The organism is Siminovitchia sp. FSL W7-1587, from assembly GCF_037963795.1.
In the GTDB taxonomy this organism is placed as follows: domain Bacteria; phylum Bacillota; class Bacilli; order Bacillales; family Bacillaceae_C; genus Siminovitchia; species Siminovitchia thermophila.
In genome coordinates this window covers 3,035,822-3,053,875 of sequence record NZ_CP150169.1, presented here as the reverse complement: position 1 = coordinate 3,053,875, position 18,054 = coordinate 3,035,822, and the positions used below count along the sequence as shown (strand labels likewise).

Annotated in this window: 12 protein-coding genes; 5 read left to right on the top strand and 7 right to left on the bottom strand. The window is 43.2% G+C overall.

Features of this window, described 5'->3' with window-relative positions; translation table 11 throughout:
- Positions 1-54 precede the first annotated feature (54 nt).
- The 3 genes from NST31_RS14250 (at position 55) to NST31_RS14240 (ending at position 5,535) form a co-directional block, all read left to right on the top strand.
- A complete protein-coding gene (locus NST31_RS14250; RefSeq protein WP_077109898.1) occupies positions 55-1,692 on the top strand; it encodes a solute carrier family 23 protein in 1,638 nt (545 codons plus the stop codon).
- 194 nt (positions 1,693-1,886) lie between these two features.
- Positions 1,887-4,043 carry an MMPL family transporter gene (locus NST31_RS14245; RefSeq protein ID WP_077109897.1) on the top strand — a complete coding sequence of 719 codons (2,157 nt, stop codon included), beginning with the start codon at positions 1,887-1,889 and terminating at the stop codon, positions 4,041-4,043.
- 862 nt (positions 4,044-4,905) lie between these two features.
- Entirely contained in the window at positions 4,906-5,535 is a 630-nt protein-coding gene (locus NST31_RS14240; RefSeq protein ID WP_077109895.1) for an SGNH/GDSL hydrolase family protein, read from the top strand.
- Between the two features lie 494 nt (positions 5,536-6,029).
- Here the strand turns inward: NST31_RS14240 and NST31_RS14235 are convergent, their stop codons facing one another.
- The 5 genes from NST31_RS14235 to NST31_RS14215 all read right to left on the bottom strand — a co-directional run bounded on the left by NST31_RS14235 (position 6,030) and on the right by NST31_RS14215 (position 12,363).
- Positions 6,030-9,161: an MMPL family transporter gene (locus NST31_RS14235; protein WP_339161499.1), complete on the bottom strand. Its 3,132-nt coding sequence runs from the start codon at positions 9,159-9,161 to the stop codon at positions 6,030-6,032.
- The gene (locus NST31_RS14230; RefSeq protein ID WP_077109893.1) at positions 9,158-9,607 is read right to left on the bottom strand and encodes a MarR family transcriptional regulator; all 450 of its coding nucleotides are present in this window, start codon (positions 9,605-9,607) and stop codon (positions 9,158-9,160) included. The genes NST31_RS14235 and NST31_RS14230 overlap by 4 nt, the downstream gene beginning before the upstream one ends.
- Before the next feature lie 61 nt (positions 9,608-9,668).
- Positions 9,669-10,049, bottom strand: coding sequence for a hypothetical protein (locus NST31_RS14225; protein ID WP_139345555.1), 381 nt, complete (start codon positions 10,047-10,049; stop codon positions 9,669-9,671).
- Between the two features lie 393 nt (positions 10,050-10,442).
- Positions 10,443-10,997, bottom strand: a complete 555-nt coding sequence (locus NST31_RS14220) for a nitroreductase (protein ID WP_339161497.1) — start codon at positions 10,995-10,997, stop codon at positions 10,443-10,445.
- 73 nt (positions 10,998-11,070) lie between these two features.
- Positions 11,071-12,363, bottom strand: coding sequence for a pyrimidine-nucleoside phosphorylase (locus tag NST31_RS14215; RefSeq protein ID WP_339161495.1), 1,293 nt, complete (start codon positions 12,361-12,363; stop codon positions 11,071-11,073).
- Positions 12,364-12,523: 160 nt separating this feature from the next.
- Between NST31_RS14215 and NST31_RS14210 the strand changes: the two genes are divergently transcribed.
- Entirely contained in the window at positions 12,524-13,057 is a 534-nt protein-coding gene (locus NST31_RS14210) for a YceI family protein (protein WP_339161494.1), read from the top strand.
- A gap of 616 nt (positions 13,058-13,673) precedes the next feature.
- On the opposite strand, the gene mscL is transcribed toward NST31_RS14210, so the two are convergent.
- A complete protein-coding gene (gene mscL / locus NST31_RS14205; RefSeq protein ID WP_339161492.1) occupies positions 13,674-14,066 on the bottom strand; it encodes a large-conductance mechanosensitive channel protein MscL in 393 nt (130 codons plus the stop codon).
- A gap of 257 nt (positions 14,067-14,323) precedes the next feature.
- A complete protein-coding gene (locus NST31_RS14200) occupies positions 14,324-15,820 on the bottom strand; it encodes a GGDEF domain-containing protein (protein ID WP_339161490.1) in 1,497 nt (498 codons plus the stop codon).
- A gap of 288 nt (positions 15,821-16,108) precedes the next feature.
- On the opposite strand from NST31_RS14200, the gene NST31_RS14195 reads away from it, so the two are divergent.
- The gene (locus tag NST31_RS14195) at positions 16,109-18,049 is read left to right on the top strand and encodes a TRAP transporter permease (protein WP_077109888.1); all 1,941 of its coding nucleotides are present in this window, start codon (positions 16,109-16,111) and stop codon (positions 18,047-18,049) included.
- Positions 18,050-18,054: the final 5 nt, after the last annotated feature.

Below are 18,054 nucleotides of genomic sequence, written 5' to 3'. Positions count from 1 at the left end.
GATATACAAATTCCATTCATTTTCGTATGAACATATATTTAGAGGTGTTGCTGATTGTTTGGTGATGATCGATTTCGCGATTACCAACCCGCAAGCCTCCGCAAAGATTTCGTTTCTGGGATCACTGTCGGTATCGTAGCCATTCCACTTGGAATGGCTTTTGCCATGGCTTCAGGTGTAAAACCCGAATATGGCATTTATACGACGATCATTGCCGGATTGATTGTATCTTTGTTGGGAGGCTCCCGCTTTCAAATTGCGGGTCCTACAGGAGCATTTATTCCGATTTTGCTCGCCGTCGTACTTCAATATGGTTATGAAAATTTATTAATAGCCGGTCTCATGTCGGGAATTCTTTTGGTCATCATGAGCTTTTTAAAACTGGGGAACCTAGTCCACTTTATACCAAGGTCCGTCACAATCGGATTTACCACGGGGATTGCTGTCATTATTTTCACCGGACAGCTTGGAAATTTTTTGGGCTTGGATCATCTGGAAAAAAAGGAATACTTCCATCAAAATATGGCGGAACTTTTTCGTCATCTAGACCAAATAAACGGGTACAGTATATTAACAGCTTTCATTGGCCTTCTCGTCATTATGATTATCCCAAGGCTTTTCCCGCGGATTCCGGTTTTATTGGTCGGATTGTTGATTCCGACTTTATGTGCCGTCATCTTTTACCCTGGACAAGTTGAGACAATTGGCACGGCCTTTGGCGGAATACCGCAGTCACTGCCAAAGTTTCAGTTTCCGGAGATAACATTGGAAAAAATAACGATGCTCATAACACCCGCTCTTGTGATAGCCGCTCTTGGAGCAATAGAATCCTTGCTGTCAGCAGTAGTTGCCGACAGTATGACGGGAGACAGACATAAATCAAACCGTGAGTTGTTTGGACAGGGCATTGCCAATATCGTTTCTCCTTTGTTTGGCGGAATTCCGGCGACAGGTGCGATCGCGCGAACAGCAACAAATATTAAATCAGGCGCTGTCAGCCCATTGTCCGGAGTCATTCACAGTGTTTTCGTCTTGCTGACGTTGCTTCTTTTTGCGCCGTATGCTTCGTATATTCCGCTTGCCGCAATGGCTCCGATTCTGATGCTAGTGGCTTGGAATATGAGCGGATACAAAGCTTTTCAACATATTCTACAGTTAAAGACAAGCGACTCGCTCGTTCTCGTCGTTACATTTCTTTTAACGGTATTTGTCAATTTGACCGTCGCCGTCCAAGTGGGCTTGCTGCTCGCTGTTCTTTCTTTCGTCAAAAAGAAAAGCGAACAACTGCAAATCGACAATCCGCCTGATCCGCAAAAGCGGAAACAGGAAACACTTGATTTGACTGCTCACTTCCAAATAAAAACTTTTACGATAAAAGGTCCATTATTTTTCGGTACCGCCCAAAGCTTTGAACATTCCTTAATGGCCTCAATTGGAAGAATGCCTTCGGTCATTTTGCTCGATATGCAGCATGTAACCATGATAGATGCGACCGGAGAGGATAAACTCGCTTCCATTATCGAAAATATAAAAAAAGCGGGAAGCACGGTTCTAGTTTCCGGGCTGCCTGATTGGGGTATTGAACTGTTTAAAAAGAGCGGATTGTATGAAAAAATTGGCGCCTCATGCTTTTTCCCGGATGAATCCAGCGCAAGAGAATCAGCCTTTCGCCGTCAAGAAACGGCAGACTGATTCTTTTTTTATTTGCTGTCTTCTTTTCTTCATCCGGTTTGCGGCAAAGGAAGCTTTTTATCAAACATTTGACATAGAAGTTTTATGAAAACCGAAACAGGAAAGATGTAAGTAATGGTATTCTATACATAGAGCATCCGATGGACGGATTCATTCTTCCAAATGAGTAAAAAAGAGAAGAGCGAGGATCATTGATGGAAAAATTCGGTTCCTTTATTTATAAACAAAGAAAACTAGTATTGTTTGCTTGGATCGTTATCACAGCTGTTTTCGGATTTTTTGCATTAAAGCTCCCATCTGTTTTGGAGGGAAGCGGATTTGAATATAACGGCATGTATAATGAAGTAGAAAATAAGCTTGAAAAAGAATTTGACATTCCCCAATCATCCACTATCTTATTATTTGAAAAAAAAGATACAGGGAAATCCGAAAATTTCGCCGCCTATATTGAAAATACACTAAAAGAAGTCAAAAAAGTAGAAGATGTTGACTTAAACCGCTCGCCGCTGGAACATCCGGAAATGATGAAAGACAATGTGGCATACGCGCTTCTTTCCCTGGATGAAGAAAAAAATGAAATGAGCGGACAAATATCGGATGTTCGCGATAAACTAAAAGACGATAAACAGTTTAAGGCCAGCTTGACAGGCGGGCATGTCATTGAGGAAGACATGAGCAAAGCCGCGCAGGACGACCTCGTCCGGGCTGAATTAATTGGCATTCCAATTGCCCTGATTGTGTTGCTTTTGGCTTTTAGAGGGCTCGTCGCAGCTATCATCCCGCTTCTGACCGGATTTGTAAGCGTCATTTTCTCTATGGGATTGCTTTATTTTACCGGGAACACAATGGATTTATCGATTTTTGTGCTAAACGTCGCTCCGATGATCGGGCTTGCCCTTGGAATCGACTTCGCCCTATTGTTTGTAAACCGTTTTAGGGAGGAACTGACGACACAGCCTGTTGAAGAAGCCATTATCAAAACAGTGGCGACTTCCGGAAGAACGATTATCTTCTCCGGCCTGTGCGTGCTTCTGGGCATGATCGGCATGTTATTCATCGAAGTAGGTGTTTTTCAGGCTGTTGCATTGGCAGGAGTGGCGGTTGTCTTCACATCCGTATTGGCCGCGAATACCTTTTTGCCTGCTTTGCTTTCCATTCTTGGGCCGCGCATCAATAAACTGATGATTTTTCGGGAAAAGAAAAAGGAATCGAGCGCTTGGCATGCTTTTGCAACATTTGTTATGAAACGGCCTGTCATCATGGCTGTGCTGGCTTCGCTTCTGCTCATTACCGGGGCCCTTCCCGTTGGAAAAATGAATTTGGTCATTCCCGAAGCGGATGCCTTGCCGAAGACTTTTGAAGCAAGAACAGCATTTGAAACATTTGAGGATCATTTCAAAACGAAAAACGAGGTGACGGTTCCCGTCATAGCAGAAACTGAGGGAAAAATCACTGACAGGAAAACGCTGGAAGACTTGGAAAAAGTGGTTGACCAGCTAAAAGAAGATCCGCTCGTAAATAAAGTAGACTCGTTTTTTTCCGCGACCGACTTAAGCGCAGATGAAATCATCAACGCACTCGCCGTTCCTGAAATGGCTCAACAAGTAAACCCTGCCATCGATCAATTAACAAATGACGGGGATGCTTTGTTTCAAGTGACACTGGATACCGACACGTCATCCAAAGAAGCAAAAGACTGGGTAAGGTCTTGGAGTGATGACCAAGGTGAAATCCCGCTTCTTGTCGGAGGACATCCGAAATTCCAGCAGGAAATTTTTGATGAAATTTACGATAAAATTTTTTACAGCCTTGCTTTTATCTTAATTTCAACTTATGTGATTTTATTTATCGCCTTCAGGTCCGTCCTTATTCCATTAAAGGCGATCATCATGAATATCATCAGTCTGAGCTGTACATTCGGCCTCGTCGTTTGGTTATTCCAGGGCGGGCACTTGGGCTTTCATCCGGTAGACATCGCGCTCATGATTCCAGTATTCGCCTTCAGCATCGTATTCGGACTAAGCATGGACTATGAAGTCTTTCTCATTTCACGGATTCACGAAATATATATGAAGACACACGACAACGATCGGGCTACGCTTGAAGGCCTGATATCGACGAGTAAAATCATCACATCCGCGGCAGCCATTATGATTGTCATTACTGGGGCCTTCGCTTTTACCGGAGTCGTACCCGTCCAACAGATGGGAGTGACGGTTGCCATCGCGATATTTATTGATGCAACCATCGTCCGGATGGTCTTAGTGCCCTCTCTGATGAAATTGCTTGGAGACCTGAATTGGTGGGCACCGTTTCAAAAGAAAGCCAAATCAAGGAGCAGAAGCCATTAAGGCAACTGCTCTTTTTCAACTCTCCCATTTTGAATCACCTCATTCTTTCGGAGGTTAAGCTTCCAACTGAGAAAATGCGAAAAGAACGACCATGCCTCCAAACTCTATAGTCTACAGCCTCTCAAAGCAGTTCTGCTTTTGTGATGGAACAGACTATTAGAAAGAGTTTATTCTATTCTATAAGAGCGGGGACAGAAACCCCGTAAAAATGAATAAACCGCATGGAATCAAGTTGGTACTTACCCCCGAAAGTTAGAGTAGAAAATATAACTTTTAGGGGTAACCACCGTTTGAAAAACCTTGATTTCACAACGGTTTTATTCTCACGGTTTTTACGAATATCAATTAGCTTTCAACTTATGTCCCAGCCCCATCATTTTCTTCGCCGCAGGGCATTGCAAGAGCCAATCATCCGCCACTCCATGTAATGGTGCATACGCCCACTGCATCTAGAATTTGCCCGCAATATCGCAAGATCCTAGTCAATGTCTTCCTGGCGGATATTATTTGAAAAGCTTTCGTTTTATCAGCGCGGAAAACTTAGAACGTCAGTCATAAAGAGTGTCAGCTTTGAAATTGATATACACACAGAGCTCATTAATTGATTTTTTACCAAAATACAATGAAAATATAAAAAAGCAATGGCAAAGGGGCAGGAAAAGTATAAAAGAATGGGCCGGGACATACCCTGTAAAAATGAATAAACCGCATGGAATCAAGTTTGTCACAACGGTTTTATTCTCACGGTTTTTACGAATATCAATCAGCTTTCAACCTATGTCCCAGCCCTATTCAGAAAGACGAAAACATTCTGGGCTGATTTTTTCTCAATAAATACAAGAAACTGGAGGAGCATTATATCTTGTTTAGAAAGCATAGATACAACCTGACCGGAAAGAAATGGCTCATAATTGGCGACAGTATAACGGATCAAAAGCATTCACCACAGACAAAGAAATACCATGATTACATCAAGGAACGGACAGGCTGTACGGTCATCAACTACGGCCTATCAGGAACGGGCTACACAACGGAAGAAACATTTTTAGAACGGCTTATGCGAACTCCTTTGGATGTCGACTATGTGACAGTTTTTGGCGGAACAAATGACTTCAGACTGGGAAAGAAGCCGCTTGGAGAATTTGGGGATGCCACGAATGATACTTTTTACGGCGCCTTGGACATATTCTTGCAAGCACTGATCCAGAAATACCCGACCAAACAATTAAGCGTGATCACCCCGTTGCCGCGCTGGCGGGAAAACGAAGGGGAGTTTAACAGCCGTGGCGAAACGCTGGACCAATATGTCGAAGCGATCAAGGAAACCGCCGCACTCTGCGGCATCCCCGTCAAAGATATGTACCGGGAAGGCGGAATCTATGTAAAAAACCCCGACTTTCTTTCAAATTTTATGCCAGACGGACTGCACCCTAACAGCAAAGGACACCAATACTTTCACCAAAAAATTTTAAGCTTTATAGAGAGCCTGTAAGAACAAAAGACCGGATGACACTCTGAGCGTGTCCCATCGATCAAATGCGAGGATTTCTGTTAATCCACGGGGAATTTTACTCCTATACGCGGGTAAGTTCCGCCTATATGCGGGTATTTCCTTCTATATGCGGGTAAGTTTCTCCTATACGCGGGTATTTCCTTCTATACGCGGGTAAGCTCCCCTATACGCGGGTAAATTCCCCTATACGCGGGTAAGCTCCCCTATACGCGGGTAAGTTCCTCCTATACGCGGGTAAGTTTCTCCTATACGCGGGTATTTCCTTCTATACGCGGGTAAATTCCGCCTATGCGCGGGTAAGCTCCTTCTATACGCGGGTAAATTCCCCTATACGCGGGTAGCTTCCTCCCTTCACGAATCAACGGGTAGCTCCCCCTCCCTTGCGCGAGGGTTCCGTTTGCCGTTAGTTTTTCGCAAGCGGGTTAAACGCCCTCAAAAAAAACCGGGAGGCCACTGCCTCCCGGTTCAGTATGTTACTGATCGCTTTTACGCGGTATAAAAGGCCACCAGTTTGCTTTTCCCAACAGGTTGATGAGTACTGGTACAAATAGCGGCAGGACGATTAAAGCGTAAAACAGTAGTCCTGTCAGTACTAATGTGGCTATTTGCAGCATGGACAAGACGCCTGATGGCAGCATTGCCGCAAAGGTGCCCGCTAAAATAATGGCAGCACTGATGATGACCGTACCCATATTTTTCATAGCGAGCATAATGCCTGTTTTCACGTCCAGCTCTTTGTATTCGGAAAAGCGGTCCATCAAAAAGATAGAATAGTCTACGCCAAGGGCAATCAAAATGACGAACCCGAAAAATGGTGTAACCCAGTTGATTCCCGGATATCCAAGAATGTTGACAAAAATCACTTCCGTCATCGCGATTGATGAATAATAGGTTAATAGCAGCGAAGCAATGATATAAATCGGCATAACGAGCGACCGCAGTAAAATGATTAAAATGACGACGATTCCGGCCATCATAAACATGACGGTTTTTGAATAGTCCGCATCAGACATGGACTCGAGATCCCTGTTCATGCTCGTTACGCCGCCGATACCGATGTTGGCCTGTTCCAGTTTCGTGTCTTTAACGGCATTTTGAATCGTATCTTCAATATCAGAAAGCATCGTCATCGATTGCTTCGCATATGGGTTGGAATCAAGGACCACGTCAATTGTTGTCATTTTACCATCCCCGGACATGTATATATCAAACACGCGCTGGAATTCCTTGTCTGTCAACAATTGGTCCGGAATATAAATTCCCGACTGCTGTATGTCGGTGTCTTTTGCCAAATTGGACAAGTGCTGTTTCGCTTCGCCTAATCCACCTTCTATTTCTTCAAGACCTTCACTGCTGGCGGATAACCCGTCGCTTAATTCATCCAATTGGTTTCCCATTTGACCAAAGCCAGAACGAAGTTGTTCCTGACCACTAGCAATTTCCCCCATTCCCGATGCAATGGCCGGGATTTCATCGACAACTTGCTTTTGGCCAGAAGCAGCGGCTCCCAAACCTGACTCCAGTTCCTTCAAACCGTTCTCTATTTCTTTTAAACCCGAAGAAAATTGGCCCAAGCCTTCTACTATCCTTGTTAGTTGGCTGTTTGCCGTTGCAAGACCCGTTCTCACTTTTTCCAACTCGCCATTGAGAGCAGAAACCGTTCCTCCGGCAATCGCAACCTGCTTTGTCGCATTCTCCACAATGGACTGAATCTCGGCGAAATTTGGATCGTTAATGATTTCCGGGTGATTTTGCGCTAGTTTTCCGAGCGGCTCTTCCAACGACATGAGCTGATTTTGTGCCCCTTCCAAAGTCGACGGTATTTTCCCATATTCAGAGCTTAATTGCGCCAAACCCGTTTGAGCCTGCTCATATCCCCCCAGCAGTTCTTTCGTTCCCGCCTGAAGTTCCGCGGCCTTTTGACTTGCTTCAGCCGCCCCTTTTTTCAACTCACCAGCGCCATCTGTTCCCTGGCGAATTCCATTTTCGATGGCACCCAGCGCCGTTTGCAGTTGACCGACACCGGACTGCAATTCTTTCGTGCCTTCTTGCAACTCGCCAATCCCGCCGGTTGCCTTATCCAACTCTGGTTTGGAATCCTTAATCGAAGTAGCGGCCTCATTTAAGCCATCTTTGATTTTCGAGATGCCTTCTGTTCCTTCACCGATCCCTTCGCCGAGTTGATCGGCTTGCTTTTTCACATACAACTCTTCCAGTTTATCACCTGTCGGCCTTGTGACACTGCGGACTTTTTCCACGTGTTCAAGCTTTTCCAAATCATTTCCGAGCGACTCAATCAAGGTTAAATACTCTTTTGGTTTCATCGGATCGTCATTTTCAATGACGAGTTGAACCGGCATCATTTCGCCAGGACCAAAATTATCCTCAACAATGTTGAATCCTTTGACGGAGTCATACTCATCGCCGATTTCATCCAATGAATTAAATGAAAGTTCGCCGTCATAGCTTACAAGAAGCGGAACGGTGAAAAAGGCAACGATACCAAGGGCAACAAGCGGTCTTGTAATCGCGAGGTTTCCCATCCAGCCCCATAATCTACTTTCTTTATGAGAAATATTTTTTTTCACCGGCCAGAAAAGAGCTTTTTTCAAGGTCGCCATGAAAAAAGGAACGATCGTAAATAGGGCAATCAAAAGCACAAAAACGCCGACCGCTACCCCTGCTGCCGATTGATAAAGTTTAAATGAAGCAAACCCGATTGACGCAAAACCGATCATGACGGCAATGGCGCTGTATACAACCGTTTTTCCAGCCGTTTTGTAAGTTGCGACAATGGCGGAATAAATATCCTGCCCGTTCGAAAGCTCCTCCTTATAACGGCTTAGCAACAAAATACAATAATCAGTTCCAATTCCGAAAAGCACCGCCACCATGAATGTCTGTGTAAAATTGGAAACCGGAAAGTCGAGCCGATCTACTAAAAAGGCAACGATCGACGAACTAGCCAAATACGTCATCCCAACTGTTAAAAGCGGAATAAACGGAGCCACAGCGGAGCGAAATACTAACAGAAGAACGGCCATAATGAAAATAACGGTAATGATTTCTGTTTTTTTCAGCCCTTTTTCTGAACTGATAATGACATCTTCGTTGATGAGCGCATTTCCAGTCATGTACGTTTCCACATCGGCTGTACTGATCTCCTGATCAAGACGCTTGCGCACATCCTTTATTTCCTCGTCCCCAATCTTCACATCGAGCAATGCAATGACTGTATTCTTTTCTTTGGAGACAAGCTGGTCCGATAAGTCCTTGTCTTGAAAGTGGGTCGTGATTTCACTGATCCCTAATTCACTTTTTTTCTGGTCGAGTGAATCGATAGTGGACGCAATATTTGAAAGCTGCCCCTCGGAAAATGTGTCATTGCTATGAAAAACGGCGATAAATGACTCGCCCCCTTTTTCTTTAGGTGAGTGTTTGGCCAATATATCTGCCGCCACCGTTGACGGATATCCGTCCGCAATTGTCAACTGGCCTTTTTCCCGGACAAGTTGATTCATATTCGGCGCAAATACGACTAATGCTATCGCGCAAACTATCCAAGCAGCCAAGACGAGCCATCTCAGACGCAAGACCGTTCTCATGTTTTTTCCCCCCTGTAATTCTCGATGTGATAGGCAATTTTTTCAAAAACTTGCAGAAAACGCTCCATTTCATCTTTTGGAATATCTTTTACAATCGTTTCAACAAACTCGTTGATTTTATTTTCCATCGTTTCGTAGTATTCAACGCCCGCCTCAGAAAGTCGCAAATAGACACTTCTACGGTCTTCGATGTCCCGTTCCCGGATAAGCAATCCTTTTTTTACAAGTTTATCCGCACGAACCGTCACGGCACTTTTATGTACGTACAGCAACTCGGCAAGTTCTGAAACCCGAATGGTGCCAAGCTTGTAAACCTGTTGGATAAGTGTAAATTGTTCAATAGAATAGTCTTTTAAAAGCTGTTCTGAAACAAGCGTAGACATCCCTTTTCTTCCAGAAAGCATAATATTCATAAATCGCTCAAAAATTCGTTGATTGATTTCCATGGTTAGGACATCCCCCCTAAATAGTTGACCCCATAAACTATAATAAAAAACAATATGTGCGTCAATGCTCCAAAATCACTACGGGGGGTGTCGTGATAAAAATAAAGAGCGGGAAGGCTGGCCAGATGGGGAAAACTACTGAAGTTGATGAATCGTACGACATTTTTTCAAAGAGCGCCGAAGAAATAAAAATCACCTCCAGCATAAAAGTCAGCCTTCCATGGCCGTCTTCGATTCCATATCCTCGGAAAAAGCTTTCGCTTCCCTTTTGTGATCTGGCCGCTGGCACCGGAATTCCCTGGACGACGATGGACTCAATCAGCAACTCTTCACTAAGGTAAAGCTTTTTCGTAATCCCATCCGATTTAAGCCGACCATTTAAATGAAAAAAGGACCCAAACGGGTCCTCAGACTGTCGACAAACCCCCCGAAAATTAAACACGGCAAATCCATTCATACTTTTGGATTTGCTCGTCTTTTTTGGGGTTTACTCGCGACTTTTAGGGATTACTATCCACTGTTTTGGTTTACTCGCGACTCTTCGAGATTACTCTATCCACTTTTTTGATTTACTCGCGACTCTTCGAGATTACTATCCACTTTTTTGATTTACTCGCGACTCTTCGAGATTACTATCCACTTTTTTGATTTACTCGCGACTCTTCGAGATTACTATCCACTTTTTGATTTACTCGCGACTCTTCGAGATTACTATCCACTGTTTTGGTTTACTAGCCGATTCCAGGTAATTACTTGCCATTCTTTAGATTTACTGGCGGCTTTTGGGACTTACCATCCACTTTCTCTACAAGCTGGGGACCCAAACGGGTCCGCTTTAAAAATCTGTTAACTTTTCAGCAGGATTCGTCCGATTCCGGCTTCTTTTTGCCACTATTTCTTTATCAAAATATCCCACTTGCATGATTCCGGCGATTTTTTCTCCAGGCTCGACACCGAGCGCCGAGCGGAAGCGCGGGTCATGTATATAAGCTGGTGTTTTCCAACATACGCCGATTTCCTGTTCCCAGGCAAGAAGCTGGAAGTTTTGCAAGAGGCAGCTTATTGCCGCAAAATCTTCCTCCCGTATTTTTTGCCGCGGATCGTCGTCCACCACTGCAATCAAAAAAACCGGCACTTCCCCAAACTTGGCGCGGGTGCTTTCATGCTTTGCAGGTTCAACACATGTAAGCACTTTTTCGATAAACGCTTCTCTCCGTTCTCCCGATATAAAGATAAAACGCCACGGTTCACGCACGCCATGTGTTGGAGCCCAAACAGCATCCTCCAACAATGATAGAATTTGTTCGCGGCTAATTTCTTTATCAATAAAACCTTTTTTAATAGATGTTCTTTCACGGATGACTTCCGCAATTGAGTTAACAGCCAACATATCTTTACCCCCATCATCTTATAAATGAGAATCACTTTCATTGATCATATCACGAAGCGGCAAATGTTGAAAGTCATCCTCTGATTAATGGTATTTGGTCAATCTTTTCTTTGGAAAAACGGTACGCTTTTACGATTTTTTCCATTACAGTCGAAACATTTTGGACATTGCTGTGAATTGTCGCGATCGATTCTCCTGAATGTACCCTGTCTCCAATTTTTTTATGCAACATGACTCCAACACTTAAGTCAATATCGGATTCCTTTGTTACGCGGCCCGCTCCAAGCAGCATGGCAGCTGTTCCAATTTCGTCGGCTTTGATTGCCGAAACATATCCATTTTCAGGGGATGCGACTGGAATTTGATAAACAGCCTTCGGAAGCTTTTCCGGATTATCAACGACAGAAACATCTCCTCCCTGTGCGGCTAAAAATTGTTTGAACACTTGAAGTGCTTCACCGCTTTTCATGACTTTCTCCAGTAATTCGCGTGCTTCTTTTTCAGATTCCGCTTTTTCTGCAAGCACGATCATTTTACTGCCCAAAACGAGACATAATTCGGTTAAATCAGCGGGGCCTCTTCCTTGTAGCGTTTCAATGCCTTCCTTTACTTCCAATGCATTGCCAATCGCATTGCCAAGCGGCTGGCTCATATCTGAGATGACTGCCATCGTTTTTCTGCCCACCTGGTTGCCAATTTCAACCATCGTATTCGCAAGCAACCTGGCGTCTTCAAACTTTTTCATAAAAGCGCCGGAACCAGTCTTAACATCCAACACAATCGCATCGGCGCCTGCAGCGATCTTTTTGCTCATGATGGAGCTTGCAATAAGCGGAATTGAATTTACAGTTGCAGTTACATCCCTAAGACCATATATCTTCTTGTCGGCCGGTGCGAGATTCCCCGATTGCCCGACGATCGCGAGTTTGTTTTGATTGACAAGCCGAATAAATTCTTCTTCCGATACCTCTGCCCGATATCCCGGAATAGCTTCCAACTTATCGATCGTTCCTCCCGTATGTCCCAGCCCTCTGCCAGACATTTTGGCCACCGGAATGCCGAGTGCTGCGACAAGAGGCGCCAAAATGATACTAGTCGTATCTCCAACTCCACCCGTAGAATGTTTGTCAACTTTGATTCCATCAATGGTTGATAAATCAATCCTGTCCCCTGACGAAGCCATTGCCAGTGTAAGTTGCGCCGTTTCCGCATGGGACATCCCTTGAAAATAAACGGCCATGAGGAATGCGGACATTTGATAATCGGGAATTTCGTTACTAACATAGCCATTTACGACGAATTGAATTTCTTCGGGCGTCAATTCTTTCCCATCACGCTTTTTGGCAATCATATCAACCATACGCACGACCAACCATTCCTTTCCCTGTCTATTTCTCTAATTTGATTATTCATCGTTCCATCACGCTTGTCAAAAAAAAGCAAACATATTCCCTTTACAAATAAATAACTATTAACTATAATTAAAATACAAACTTACTTTTTGTAACTAATGAGGAGGAATTTTAGTGGCAATTTCTACATGGACACTTGATAAAGCGCATAGCACGGTTGAATTTTCTATTCGGCATATGATGATTTCAAGAGTAAAAGGAACTTTCAATGAATTTTCTGCTGATATAAAAGCGGACCCTGAAGATTTGACAACAGCCGAGGTTTCTTTTTCAATCGACGTGGCAAGTATTGACACTGGCAACGAAGACCGCGATAACCATCTTCGGTCTGCCGACTTTTTTGATGTTGAAAAATACCCGACTTTGACATTCAAATCAACAAATTTCGAAAAACAAGGAAAACAATATGCCGTGACGGGTGAAGTCACCTTGCATGACGTGACCAAAACGGAAACATTTACTGTTATAACAGGCGGTGTGGTGAAAGACCCAATGAGTGGAGCCGAAAAAGCAGGCTTCAGTGTCGAAGGAAAGATCAATCGGAGCGATTATGGTTTGACTTGGAACGCCCCACTTGAAACGGGTGGTGTCGTAGTCAGTGATGAAGTAAAAATTGCCTTGGAAATCCAAGCAAGTAAAAATGAATAATCATGTGTGTTGGTCATATTCAAAAAAGCAGCCGGACGACTGCTTAGGAGGCTGTCCGAAAAGTATTATTTCAGCTTGAAAATAAAAAACAAACCCCAGAATGCCATAACATCGACATTCTGGGGTTTTACATTTTAGTGCATATACTCTAAATTGGACATTTTAGATAGCCCTTAATCATGACAAATCCATATAACCTTTGGGATTTACTCGTCTTTTTTGAGGTTTGCTAACGACTTTTGGAAATGACGATCGACTTTTTCTCTTACTCGCAACTTTTGAGATTTACGATCCACTTTTTCGATTTACTCTCAACCTTTGGGATTTACGATCTGCTTTTTCGACTTACTCGCAACTTTGGGATTTACGATCCACTTTTTCGACTTACTCGCAACTTTGGGGATTTACGATCCGCTTTCTCTTCAACCTAAAGCAGACGGACGGCTGCTTCAGCTTATTTTTTTGAGGATAGGATGAACGGGACGCCAAAATTCCTTATTACATAAAAAATCCATCGTATCAATAAAGCTATTTTTTCGTCATTTGGATGTCTCATCCTTCTGCTACATTCTTTACAAGCTACTTCCTCTTCGAACAGTCCTGACTGCTTTACGACTCATTCTTGCACATTGCTTTTTTCCGCTTTTAACAAATCGCGAATTTCAGACAGCAATTCCACTTCTGACGGCTTTTTAGGAGCATCGGCCTCATCTTCTTTCTTTTCAAATTTCACCTTATTAATTAATTTTATAAAGACAAATATCGCTGCCGATATAATAAAGAAATCCACAATGCTTTGGATAAATATGCCATATTTAATCACAGCATCGCCCATTTGGAGTTCCAGCTTTTCAAAACTGTAGCCCCCCAACAAAATGCCGGCAAGAGGCATAATAATATGCTCCACTAGCGATGAAACGATTTTTCCGAAAGCTGCCCCGATCACGACCGCCACAGCCAAATCAAGAACATTTCCTTGAATGGCAAACTTCTTGAACTCTTTCCACATCCTCTTTCCTCCTCATGAAAAGCATACTAACATTCTACTTATTCATCTTCATTTTACAAGCTGGAAAAAAAAGTTAGCAAGCTTTCAGTTTTGGTTGAAATGAATTCAGAAGGTGACATCGGAAAAATCATCCACCCCAGCTTTTCTTGTCGACAATTCACTTTTGTTACTGGACTCTGGTTGTTCGTTCCGTCATTCCAGCAAGCAGCCATTTTCCAAAAAAAGGAACCCGCATGCCTAAATTCCGAAACATCAACTTAAAATCCTGCTTCGTTCGTTTTTTGGAAAATTTGAAACTGATTTTTTCCGTTTTCCTTTGATTCATATAAAGCACGGTCAGCTTTTTCATATAAACTCGCCAAATCATCTTCCGAATCGGCAAAAGCAATGCCGATACTGACGGAAATATCGATTTGATTCCTGAAGCGTATTTCACCAAATTGCTCATCAATATCTTTAATAAGAGAGGAAGCAACGAATATGATCTCGTTTTCGTCCAAGCCGGAAATGATAACGGCAAACTCATCGCCGCCAAGCCTTGTGGACTCATGGCTTTTTCCTACACATCTTTGAATGCGATAAGCAGCCATTTTTAAGATTTGGTCCCCCTCCAAATGACCTAAGCGGTCATTGACGAGCTTAAAGTTATCAAGATCAATCATCATTAAAGCCAAATTTTGTTTCTTGCTGCTTAATTTTTGTTTTACAATTTCCTCAAAGGCCGCCCGATTTTTCAGTCCGGTTAAACTGTCATGAAATGCCAAATACATCGGCCGCGCCATCCAGCGCGCAATAATCATGGAGATGATGATGGCCCCGGTAAAAATAATAAGCATCTGAGAAAAAAACTTGTTCCGGCTCTTACTCAACGCTTCATGCAAATCATCTTCGTTATAAATGATTTCTACAACTCTGCTGGTGGAATACCCTCGTGCTGATTCAGCCGCATAAGGAACATAACGGTACGTGACGTCTCTTCCGTTATACCGGCCTTTTACCTCTTGCGACTTTCGCGTTTTGGTCGCCGATTTAAATGCTTCCCAATTGTCGGATGAAAATGTGATATCTTCTTTTGTCTGATCGTTTCTTCCGACCACATATCCGTCATTATTAAAAATTCGAATCGAGTCAATAATGGAGAACTTATTCTCAATCTCTACTTCTGCATCAAAATAATTGAATTGCTTAAAAATCTCGCCGTTTTCCAGAGAAACACCGAGTTGCAATATGTATTTACGGTCAGGAGTAGGGATATAGCTGAATTTTTTGACTTCTCCACTGGTTTGTTGGATGTCCAACCCGTCATCCACAAATGTCCCTTCATTTCTCCTGATATTCAGCAAATTGGCGAACTCTGCGCAGCATTTACGAAAATCAAGGCCAATATCCGGCTCATAACTACTGTGAATAATGACATTCTCATTATTTATGATGTAAATGTCCATGCCGATTTGTTTTTTTAAAGATGTAAAATCCCAAGTCCTGAAATCAGGATTTTGTTGATACAATCCCAGCAGGACTTTAGACTTATCTTCCATATCCTTGGCAATATTTTTGTCAAATAGCATATACGCTTTGTCAATCGTATTCAGAGAACTTAAAATATTGTCCTCGACCATTTCCAGCTTCAACTTATGAGCTTCAAACAGCGTATTTTTAAGGTTATTTTGATTGAGCAACGCAACGACAAAAGATATAAAAATCGAAAATATAATCATAATGAAGGTAAGATGCAGTCTGAAATTATTATTCAAATAAACCTGCACTCCTTTAAATTCAAGTCGCGTCAAGGACTATTATACTATCATATAAACTTTTGGGGAATATGCATTCGCCAAACGGTCAAAAAGTAAGAAATTAATCGTTTCTCTACTTTGTCAACGTCAAAACCATTTTGTTACCGATAATCCACCTGATTTCTTTCATAAAAATGGCTTAAATAAATCTGGAAAGTAGTCACATTTTGTTAAATCAGTTTGCTATAATGATAATAATTCATTACCATTATATATAAATCTATTAAGAACCAGGGGAGTTTTTAGTTGGAAAATCAAGGGAATGCAACAAATGAATTGATTGAAAAAGCAGACAGTGAATTTCGAGTTAAGCATTACGCAGGAAAAGCCGCAAAGGTGGTCACAGGGATAGCAGTCATTTGGTCCATATTCCAAATTTTCACCTCCAGTTCGGGGGTTTTCGATGCCATGACTCTTAGGGGATGGCATTTATTATTTTTACTGGTCATGACGTTCTTGTTATATCCCGCAACGAAAAAAAGCAAAAGACATATTGTGTTTCCATCTGTTATTGACTCGATCCTTATTATTCTAAGTATTCTGTCTATTAGTTACGTTTTGCTCAACTATAAGGCGATTGTCCTTAGAGGGGGATTTTTAATAACAGCGGATTACATTTTCGGAGCCATAGGCATTCTCATGGTATTCGAAGCCGCCCGCCGGGTAGTTGGAAATCTCGCCATATTAGCACTGATTTTTCTGTTATATAACTTTTTGGGACCGTTCATACCCGGGACATTTGGCCACAGCGGATTTTCAGTAAATCGCATTATTGACTATCTTTTCTGGGGCAGTGAAGGGATTTTTGGAATAGCGATCGGCGTATCTGCCACTTTCGTCTTTCTTTTTATCTTGTTTGGCGCATTTTTAAGCCGAAGCGGCTTCAGTCAATTTATTAATGATTTTGCATTGACGATAGCCGGACGTTCACCGGGGGGACCTGCAAAGGTGGCTGTTATTGCCAGCAGCTTGATGGGAATGATTAATGGAAGCGCGATTGCGAACGTGGCAACCACCGGAACATTAACGATACCTTTGATGAAAAAAAATGGCTATAAAGCCCGATTTGCTGCGGCTGTCGAAGCAGTTGCCTCCACTGGAGGACAATTTGCTCCACCAATTATGGGCGCCGCCGGATTTGTCATGGCCGAATATTTAGGCGTTCCGTATACGACGGTAATGATCGCTGCCATTATTCCGGCTGCTCTTTATTATTTGGCCTTGATTATGGTTGTCCACTTTGAGGCAAAACGTCTCGGTTTAAAAGGACTGTCCAAGGAAAATATCCCCAAGGCCATGGAAGTCATAAAAAAGCAAGGCCACTTATCTCTTCCATTAATCGTCTTGCTTGGCATGTTGTTTCTTGGTTACACTCCGCTTTATGCGGCGGTCTTTTCCATCGCGGCCTGTATTGTCGCAAGCTGGCTCAGGAAAGAAACGCGGATGGGCTTAAAAGATATTTTGTTGGCGCTCGAAGAAGGAGCGAAAGGGGCAATTGGCGTAGCCGTAGCTTGTGCTGTCATCGGAGTCATTATAGGAACGGTGTCATTAACAGGCCTTGGCCTGAATTTCGGATACAGTGTCATGAATTATACAAATGACAGTGTTTTATTTGCCGCATTTCTTGTCATGCTGATGAGCATCGTGTTAGGGATGGGTGTACCCGGCGTAGCGGCTTACGTCATCGTGGCGACGGTAGGCGCACCAGTTTTGGTCAACCTCGGTGTCACACCGCTTGCCGCGCATATGTTTGTTTTAATTTACGCCTGTTTATCCAATATTACGCCGCCTGTTGCCCTAGCCTCCTATGTGGCGGCCGGGATCGCGAATACGAGTCAGCACCAGGTCTCCATGACTGCGGTGAAGCTCGGAATCACCGGATTTATTCTACCGTTCTTCTTTATCTTTGAACCGGCCCTGCTGTTGGGAGAAGCTGCCTATTCAAAAAGTATCTTGCCTTCGATTACCGCAGCGATCGGGGTCATTTCCCTGTCTGCTGGGTTGCAGGGCTGGCTTTTATCATGGGCGTCAAATATACAACGCGTCCTGCTCACAGCCACTGGCTTATTCATGATTTCACCCGATTATATAACAGATTTAATCGGAATCGCCCTGCTCGTTATCGTATTGGCATGGCAAGCTGCAACAAAGAAGAAAGCCCAGGATGTCAAACCATCTGGCACGTAATCAAC